A 9,197-nucleotide genomic window follows, 5' to 3' on the forward strand; every position below is an offset into this window, starting at 1 on the left:
GCGAAACACGGGATCTTCATCACGTCGGTACGCTCGCACGGTGGGCGTAACAAGTCGTACCGCGTGACGTTCGAGGGGATTCCGTCGGATCGGGTCTGGCGAACATCCATGGACACGATCCCGAAACCGGAAATCAGGGGCGTCCTGCCGGCCCGGATTACGTCACCCGGTAATTACAAGTATGCCTATCTGACGGAAGAAGGCTGGTACGTCATCAAGCTGCCGTTCGATCTGGACGAATGGAGCCCGGGTGGCACGAGCCGGCCGGTGCGGTTTGCCAAGCCCTACAGCGGCGACAGCTACGGTCACCACTTCCCGTTGATCGATTCCGCCGAAGTGGCGCTCGAATTTACGGCCGCCGATCCAAACCGGCCCGTCATCATCGGAGCGATGCATGACAGCCTGCATCCGGATCTCGTCAACAACCTGAACAATACGCGCAATCTCATTCGAACGGCGGCGCAGAATGAGATGCGCATGGAGGACAAGGAAGGCGTCGAGCATATTCACCTGACGACGCCGTTCCAGACCAGCGAGCTCAACCTTGGGCACATGGTCGATGACGAGCGCAAGGAACGGGGTCGCGGGGCGGAGTTGCGCTCCGATGAACATGTCGCAGTTCGGGGAGCAAAGGGCGTATTGGTTACCGCCGAAGGGCAGCCTTGCGCCTCAGGCGGGCAGCTCGCGATGGAGGAAGCTGACACGACGCTCGAGCAGGCCGAACAGATCCTGCATGCGCTCAATGACTCGGCGAATGCTGCAACGGCCCTGCAGGCTGACATCGATCAACAACGCGTGCTGATCCAGCAAAAGCTCAAGCGCCTTCAGAAATCCGTCATTGTTGCGACAGCCCCAGATGGCGTCGGGCTCGTCAGTGGTCAGCAGATGCAGCTTGCGGCCCGCAGGCAAATGTTTGTCACTGCCGGCGACGGGCTCGACATCGGCGTCATGAAGCGTATCGCAGTTGCGGCCGGCGAGGCCATCTCGTTTTTTGCGGAGAGGCTCGGGATCCGGATCTTCGCCGCGAAGGGGAAAGTCCAGATCCAGGCGCAGTCCGACACGATGGAGCTCATGTCCATGCAGGACATGACAGCCAGTTCATCGGATGGCGAAGTCATCATCACGGGCCGCAAAGGCGTCACGATCGGCGATGGGTCTGGTGCCTACATCAAGCTCTCGGGCGGCAAGATCATTCTCGGCAGTCCTGCCGGAGAAATCGAGCTCAAGGGCGACCTGAAAGTCGCCGACCCGGACGGCGGCAGCTTCAAATTCCCTACATGGTCCAAGGCGCCACTCAACGACGTGAAGGACGCAACGAACTTCGGATTTTCTGAATAAGCTCAATTATGACAAGCCAACCTGCACCGAAGAAGCCGCAAACGCCCTCGCCGGCCAAGCTGAAGCCGTTGCCGTTCGCCTTTCCGTTCCTCCGCAAGGGACGGAGCCAGTCGGAGGCCTCCGCCCGGTTCACCGACGAGCACGAGATTTACCGGCTGCTCGCGGAACGCGAGCCGTCAGGCGCGTACCTCGTCAGCCGCAAGGGGATTTGGCATGGTGGCATCCACGTCACAGAGGCCGGTGCAGGGCTATCGCTGGATCTCGATGCGGGACTGCGCTGCATTGCTGACGGCGTGCTGATCGCGTTTCGCGCCAACAAGACCTATCCCCATAGCGAGGTCGCTGCGGCCGGTGGCGGATCGCCGGTCCAGGCACCGTATAGCACGGGCTTCGCGCTGGTGCGGCACACGATGGAGTTCCCGCAGGGCACGATGCTGACGTTCTACAGTCTGTACATGCATCTGATGTCCTGGGAAGACTACGCGAACTTCCCGAAGCGTGAAAAACCGTCGTACTGGGCGCGGCAATGGCAGGTGATGCAGCATGCGCAGGACAAACCATCGCCGGGTCGCAACGGGCAAGCTGCTGATCCATCACAGCAGGGGCTGAGAGTTCGCAAGAACCCAAACGGTACCCCTATCGGCATCCTGCCGCAGGGGGCCAGTTTCAGCGTCGGCAAGATTGATACGGTGCACGGGAAAGCATGGGGCCAGGTGACGGACCTGCACGGTGCGTCACTGTATCCACCCGAAGCCGGCGGCTACGTCGAGCCGTCCCGAGCCATCGGCGGCTGGATTTATCTGGGCCAGGAAAACGGCGGGCCAGTTGTCGAGGAGGTCATCCCGGACTCCATGTTCGAGCGGGTGATCGTCACGGCGGACCAGACGTGTACGAAGGGTGATACGCAAGGAACTGGAGGCGGTATCCCGATCAAGGCTGACGACCTCATCGGTCATCTCGGCCGCTACGACTCGCTGAATCAGGGCACGTCCGGAACCCGGATGGCGCACATCGAGGTGTTCTGCGACGACAGCATCCAGCCGTTCCTCGAGCAGGGTCGCGCATGGGTCAACCAGCACGGTCCGCACAAGGAAGACTGGGCCGCACGGGGCCTGCCCTCCGAGCCAACGATCCTGCGGATTGCGTCGGGCACGGTGCTGTATCAACGTACCCAGGAAAACAAGTTCCTCCCGGGCGCTGACCCACAGTCGAGAAAGACGGATGCCGTTCGGGTGTACTCGCTTGCCGAGCTAGCGCGTGACCCGAAACGGCACGTTGCCGAACCGCATCCGAATCCCGATCCAGGTTACCCGGTGAACTGGTGGCACGTGGAAGGCGTGAATGCACAAGGTCAACCGATCGACGGGTGGGTGTGCGACTTCAACCACCCGAGCGGCCGAGTAACGCGGGAATTCGCGCAGAAGTGGATCGACTTCGAGTGCCTGGCGGATGCCCATGATCCGGCACATACGATCTTTGCGACAACTCAGGAGTGGGTGGATTACGTACGTGGCGCCGATGTGGCCGACCTCGCATCGCGGTCGAAACTCAGCCCGTTGATGCTCAAGGTGTACGACGCCCTGTTTACGAAAGGCGATGGCAAGCAGGCGGCTGACGAACTATGCACGCTCTCGCAGACCGAGCGTGGCGGATATCCGTGGTTGATGCAGGCGGCGTCGCGGCTGATCGTGAAGCACGACAGCGAGTGGGCGAATTCGTCGAAGTGGAAGCAGCTGATTGCCGAACTGGAGAAGCAGACGGGGCCCAAGCCGCGGCACGAGGAAGAGCAGAAGCGGATCGACAAGCTCGCGTGGTGGGACGAGGTAAAGGCGGAAGTGACTGGCTTTCCGAAGTCAGATGTCAACCACATCAATCCAATTGCACTTATTGCAAACTTCGCGCTTGAATGTGACTGTAAAGCTCGCTTTGAAAAAGTGTCGAAGATAATTCTATTCAATGAGGGTGGCTTCGTAAACGATCCAAATGATTCTGGAGGAGCCACCAACAAAGGTATTGCATGGGCCACGTGGCAAGCGTATGCAAAGGAAGATGTCGGTGTGGAACCGACATTAAATAATCTAAAATCTTTGACCGATGATCAGGCAAAAGCCATATATCTGAAGCGATACTGGGAGCCTCGTGGTTTCTGCGGAATAACAAACGAAAAGACCGCCCTGAACGTATACGACTGGACAATAACGTCTGGGAAGGCCGTCAGGAAGATTCAGGAATTGCTAACTTCGGATTACTCTGTGGCAATTGCGCACGACAACAAAATGTCGAAGGACTTTGTCGAAAAAATAAATTCCATTGACGATCAAGAGGAGCTTGCCCAAAGAATTGGGGCGGCACGTAAGCAGTATTACACGTCGATCGCGCACGATAAGAATGGGAATCCAAATAAAAATTACAAATTTTTGGATGGGTGGACAAAGAGAGTCGATCGATGCTTGAACTACAAAGGATCAACACCATGAAAATTAAAAACATCTTTTTTGGATGCGTAGTTACAGCAATTTCGATGAGTGGCTGCGCGACGCCCACTGACCAGTTTACTGGAGAATGGGACTGGAATAACGCACCGAATTCGATGACGTTTTCGATAGATCTAAAACAACAGGGCGGCAAGCTTCAAGGGCAGTATTGTGCGGTAGCGCAGAAAGGCAACAAGATGGACTGCGACGATGAGAAAAATCCTAATATTGATGGAATTATCGATAGCACCGGAAAATCAGCAATCGTCAACTTCTCTTCGTTCTTTGGCGCGCAAGATGGGAAAGCAACGCTGAAAGTAACTGATAGACACCTGGTGTGGCACATCATGAAAGCCCCAAATGGCGGGGAATTCTACGCTCCTAAAGACGCCATCTTGACGCCCCATTAATTCACGAAGAGAACATCAAATGAAAAATCTCGCATACGAGGGTGACGCAACGAGCCACGGCAGCAAGATTCTGACCGGTTCGGATCGTATCAAGGTAAAGGGACGTCGGGCCGCCCGTATCGGCGACAAGGTTTCATGCCCGATCCACGGCGACAACGAAATCGTCGAAGGCAGTGGGAGGATGAAGGATGGCACCACGGCGCTGTCGCATGACGGCGATCACACGCGATGTGGGGCGGTCCTCATTGCCTCATCCAACGGAGCTCGGGTTCGGTAAGCGATGCCTGTCGATTTCAAGCGCGTGCCGCCACGGGCGGCGGTGCCACCTGCGCCTCAAGCCTCAATGATCGTCTGGACGGTCCTGCTGGTACTCGTCATGGGCGTAGGGGCGGGGCTGGCGATCATGCTCTGGCCGACCGGCCGTCCGACGAATACGCTGTGGTTCTGGTTCTGCGTCGCTGGTTATCCCTTCCTGGCCTGGGCTTTCCTGCTGTTCGCGTGGCTGGCGTATGGCTATGTCCGTCGCAATCAGGCGATTGCGACTAACCGCGTCAGCGATAAGGCAGAGCAGGCGTGTCATGCGATGGCGGGCAGGCCACTGGCGATCCTGGGCCATGCCTGGTGCTTCGCCGCGAACGATCCGGAAAACTCGCTGGAAGGAATCCTGACAGGAGCTGAACTGGCAAAACTCAGGCCGAGCGGCGCAGTCGCGGATAGCGAAGTCAACGCACGTTGGCTCGACATCCCGGATATGCATTTTCAGCCCGGAAACGAACTCGCGGAACATGCTCGTCATCGTGCCGTCTGTACCTGGCTGCTTGCGCGCTTGATCGACCGTCTCCTGTCGCAGCTCAGGGCTCTTCCGCCACGGACGAAGCTCCAGGTCGAGCTTCATCATCAATCGCGACTGAAGTCCGAGGCAGTCGAAACTCGCATGCGGGAATTACTGGCTGAACGAGTACCCGCGTTGAAGGTGGACATGGAGTCAGGCGAACAAGGGCACTCCCTCTTCCGAACAGATGCGTGGCTTGACAGTCGAGACGTCAATACGGCCTACCTGCTTGTCGCGATCGAGCTTCGCGATGCAATCAGTGCCGTCCTGTCTCATGGTGTTGCGGAGGCGGCCGTTGCGCTGCTCATTGGACGTCCGCGCCTTGCGTCACCTGCCATGCCCATCGGACTCCGTCTGCATCGCCCCGCTAAAGGCACGCTTGATGCTCCTGCCCGGACACTCGAGCTTGCCGCCCGTTGGGGCCAATCCTCATGCGACCGGCTGCGCACGGTGTGGGCGCATAACCTGAGCAGCGACAGTGCGAGTGCGGTTCGGCAAGCCGCGCCGTTCTCCGCGGAGACGCGATGGTTTCCACTCGAGACGTCGGTGGGCGACTGTTCGGGCGCAGGGCCGTGGTTGGCCATCGCTCTTGCCGCAGAAAACGCCGGGACAACGGGCGACCCGCAGCTGGTGCTGTGTGGCGAAGGTAAAGAACTGATTGCCCTCGTGTGTAGAAAGCAGACATGAACGACAACAAGAACGACAACAAGACCCGACCAGCCGGCCTCTTCATTGGCATCGCGGCCGTCATCGTCTTCCTTGCGCTCGGCATCGCTGTTTGGGTGGAAGGACCTCGTCACGGGTGGTCGCGCGATACCCGGATCATCATCGAGCTTTCCCTCCTTTCCGCCTTGCTGGTGGTGATCCTGCTGGTCAAGTATTTCGAGGCGGTGCTGCTGTGGATCGCCTCGCTGCGAGCTTCCCGTTGGCTTACCCGTTACGATGCTGGCAAGCGCGCATCCATTGACCACGACGATCCGGATCAACCACCAGGACAAGCCGATCGGGCTGCTGCGCTCCGCAATATCCTGCGTGACCGGCACGGCTGCTTCTGGCGTTACCGCGAGCGCTGGGTGCTTGTGGCCGGTGACGCACCGCTCGTCAAGCGCCTCGCTCCTGGTCTTGTCGATACCGGCTACCTGATCACCGGTGACACCGTCCTGCTCTACGCGAAACAGACCACCGACAAACTCGACACCGACTGGCTCGACCAGATTCGCCGCCTGCGCTCCCGCCGGCCGATCGACGCGATCGTCGCAGTGACCCGCAACCGCACATCGGCCCGCTCTGCGTTCGACGCCGACGAGCTTGCCCAGCGCCTGGCGCGCCACGCCCGTGCGCTGCGCTGGGCGGCGCCGACCTATCTGGTCAACGTGACGGATTTTTGCACCGAGCCGACGGGTCCGGACGAGGCCATTGGTTTTACGTGGTCGAACGCCCGCGTGAACGCGGACGAGGTCAGCACGTCGCTGAACGGCCTGATTCGCAATCTGGCTGATGCGGGGGTCGCCCGCATCGCCCAGGACAATCACGACCGCTACCCGGCCGAACTTTCGCAGCACATTGAAATGCTGGGCAGTTCGCTGCCAGGGCTCGTCATGCAGACGGCCCGCTCGCGCTACTGGCGCCACGCCGTTCACGGCCTGCTTTTCGCACCACTATTCAGGAAGCGGGAGCTGGCCCCACCTGCGGCCACGGGTATAGTCGTCGAAGAGGGGGAAGGCGAACCTGTCGCCCTGCAGCACCGCTCGATCTGGCAGACCGTCGCCGATCACAGTCGTCGGGTCCACGGTCGCCGCGTTGGCTTTTCACCGTCGATCCTCGCCGCGTGGATGGCAACAGGCGTGGCCGCCCTCTGGATCGTGGGCACGATGGTGTCGGGCTTCTCGAATCGCGCAACGATCGGCGCAGCGCAGGACACGCTCGCGAAACTGTCTGGAACCCTGAGCCCGGCGCAGGGCATGCAGGCACTCGACAGTCTCGACAAGCAGATCGACACGCTCGAGAGCCGTCAGCGCGACGGCGCGCCCTGGACCACGCGCTTCGGTCTGAATCGCGACAGCGCCCTGCTCGCTGTGCTGTGGCCCGGCTATGAGGATGCTGCGGGCCGTATCCTCGTTGGTCCGATCCGCCAGAAACTGGAGGATCGCCTGCGCCAGCTTGCGTCGACGTCCGACGCGGAGATCGCAAGCGGCGGCAACGCCCAGGCGCAGGCCGCGTACGACACGCTCAAGGCCTACCTGATGCTCGCCAGGCCCGAGCGGGCCGTCGCTTCGTTCCTGACGCCCCAGCTTGTGGCGACGCAGGCGCCAGCCCGCCCGTCCAGTTCGCCGCTTTCGGCCGGCACGTGGGAGCACCTTCGCCAGCACGCCATTGCATTCTTCGCGGATCACCTGGGCCGCCGACCTGCTGCGAATGGTTCACCGCTCGCCATCGTTCCGGACAGCAGCCTGGTCGCCGCCACGCGGCAGACCGTCATCGGCGTGCGCGGCATCCAGAACTCGACTGATGCGACCTACCAGCAGATCCTCGACGACGCGAAGCCGAAGTATCCGCCGGTCTCGCTGGCCAGCCTGCTTGGCGACACTACCGGGCGCGGCCTGTTCAACACGAGCCAGACCATTCCGGGCGTCTTCATGCGCGAAGCGTGGGAGCAGCGCATCTCAAAGGCGATCGATGACGCGAGTGAGCAGGGGAACGTCGCCGGCGACTGGGTGCTCTCCGACACAAAGGCGGCAAGCGCCACATCGTCGACGCTGAAAGCGGAACTGCGGCAGCGCTACTTCGACGACTATGCCCGCGCATGGGCGCGGTTCCTCAACAGCCTGCGCTGGCAGAACGCCTCGACACTGTCGGCCACCGCCGACCAGCTTTCGCTGCTGGGCGACCCGCAACGCTCGCCGCTGGTCGCGCTCATGAATGCCATCGTGTATCAGGCCAGTGCGGGCGTCACGGCGCAATCGCTCTCCGATACGCTGATCAGCAAGGCACACCAGCTTGTTGGCACCGACGAGAAAGATCCGTCGAAACAGGCGCAGCCCCAGCTCGCACCCCTCGCGAATGCATTCGGGCCGATCCTGCGGCTCAGTGGCAGCGATACCGTATCCGGCGTGCCGGCGCAGGCTGGCAAGACGGATGTGCAGGTGGCAACGACCGGTGACCTGAGCCTCGCGCGCTATCTCGAACGCGTCACGGCGATGCGCCTGAAGCTGGAGCAGATGGTGAACGGCCCGGATACGGAAGCGATGTCGCGCGCCGCCGCGCAGGCGGTGCTTCAGGGCAAGACGTCGGATATTGCGGACAGCCGCGACTACGCCAGCCGTGTCGCGGCAAGCCTCGGCCAGCAATGGGCCGGTTTCGGCCAGTTGTTCCAGGCACCGCTCGACCAGACCTGGCAGGCGGTGGTGCAGCCTGCGGCAGCCAGCCTGAACGACATCTGGCGCCGCTCGATCGTCGCCGACTGGAACACCGCCTTCGGTGGGCGCTATCCGTTCGCCGATTCAGACAACGATGCGTCGCTGCCCGAGATGGCCCGGTTCATGCGCCCGGACAACGGCGTGATCACGCAGTTCGTCACGACGCAGCTGGCCGGCATCGTCGAGCGTCAGGGCGACCGCTGGGTAGCCGCGCAGGGCGCGGGCACGCAACAGGATGCCCTGCGGCTTGATCCGGCGTTTCTGGAAGGGCTGAACCGCTTGATGCGGGTCTCGACCGTGCTGTTTCCGTCTGGCGATGCGCATATCCGCTTTGATCTGCGTGGTGTGGCGACGCCGGGCGTGACAAACATGAAAGCGGTGCTGTCCGGGCGTGAGCTCGACTACTTCAACCAGCAGGAGGACTGGGTTCCGTTCGAGTGGCCGGGCCAGTCGCTCGAGAACCTCTCGCACATCGAATGGAAGACCGAACAAGGCGGCCTGCGCACGGCGCTCGATGCACAGGGCCGGTTCGGACTGATCCGGCTGCTGGAGCGGGCGAAGGTCTCCCGGCAGGATAACGCGCGCTGGCTGCTCACGTGGACGCCGGATGCAAGCCAGGGCATTGCGCTCAGGGCCCAGCTGCGCAGCGAGGCCGGCGCCGGACCGCTTGACGTCCTGCAGCTGCGGCACTTTGCATTGCCCGCGCGCATCTTTCTGACCGGTAGCG

General features: G+C 61.3%; 6 protein-coding genes. All 6 read left to right on the top strand.

Going from position 1 to position 9,197, the window contains the following annotated elements:
* Positions 1–1,338 (top strand): DUF2345 domain-containing protein (locus M3A49_RS41250; protein ID WP_266233878.1); only part of this gene is annotated, 1,338 nt, incomplete at its 5' end.
* A gap of 8 nt (positions 1,339–1,346) precedes the next feature.
* Positions 1,347–3,815, top strand: a complete 2,469-nt coding sequence (locus tag M3A49_RS41255) for a glycoside hydrolase family 108 protein (RefSeq protein WP_266233879.1) — start codon at positions 1,347–1,349, stop codon at positions 3,813–3,815.
* Positions 3,812–4,222, top strand: a complete 411-nt coding sequence (locus M3A49_RS41260; RefSeq protein ID WP_266233880.1) for a hypothetical protein — start codon at positions 3,812–3,814, stop codon at positions 4,220–4,222. Before M3A49_RS41255 ends, M3A49_RS41260 begins: the two co-directional genes overlap by 4 nt.
* A gap of 19 nt (positions 4,223–4,241) precedes the next feature.
* On the top strand, positions 4,242–4,499 hold the full coding sequence (locus tag M3A49_RS41265; protein ID WP_266233881.1) for a PAAR domain-containing protein: 258 nt from the start codon (positions 4,242–4,244) through the stop codon (positions 4,497–4,499).
* Positions 4,500–4,565: 66 nt separating this feature from the next.
* Complete coding sequence (locus tag M3A49_RS41270; protein WP_266233882.1) at positions 4,566–5,741, top strand: hypothetical protein; 1,176 nt, start codon at positions 4,566–4,568, stop codon at positions 5,739–5,741.
* Positions 5,738–9,197 (top strand): ImcF-related family protein (locus tag M3A49_RS41275; protein WP_266233883.1); only part of this gene is annotated, 3,460 nt, incomplete at its 3' end. The genes M3A49_RS41270 and M3A49_RS41275, both read left to right, overlap by 4 nt.

The organism is Paraburkholderia sp. CNPSo 3076 (assembly GCF_026343935.1).
Lineage (GTDB): Bacteria > Pseudomonadota > Gammaproteobacteria > Burkholderiales > Burkholderiaceae > Paraburkholderia > Paraburkholderia nodosa.

What these genes read in the sequence shown, in the direction of transcription:
- M3A49_RS41260 (WP_266233880.1), top strand. Translation starts at nt 3,812, where the DNA reads ATGAAAATTAAAAACATCTTTTTTGGATGCGTAGTTACAGCAATTTCG.
- M3A49_RS41265 (WP_266233881.1), top strand. Translation starts at nt 4,242, where the DNA reads ATGAAAAATCTCGCATACGAGGGTGACGCAACGAGCCACGGCAGCAAG.
- M3A49_RS41270 (WP_266233882.1), top strand. Translation starts at nt 4,566, where the DNA reads ATGATCGTCTGGACGGTCCTGCTGGTACTCGTCATGGGCGTAGGGGCG.
- M3A49_RS41255 (WP_266233879.1), top strand. Translation starts at nt 1,347, where the DNA reads ATGACAAGCCAACCTGCACCGAAGAAGCCGCAAACGCCCTCGCCGGCC.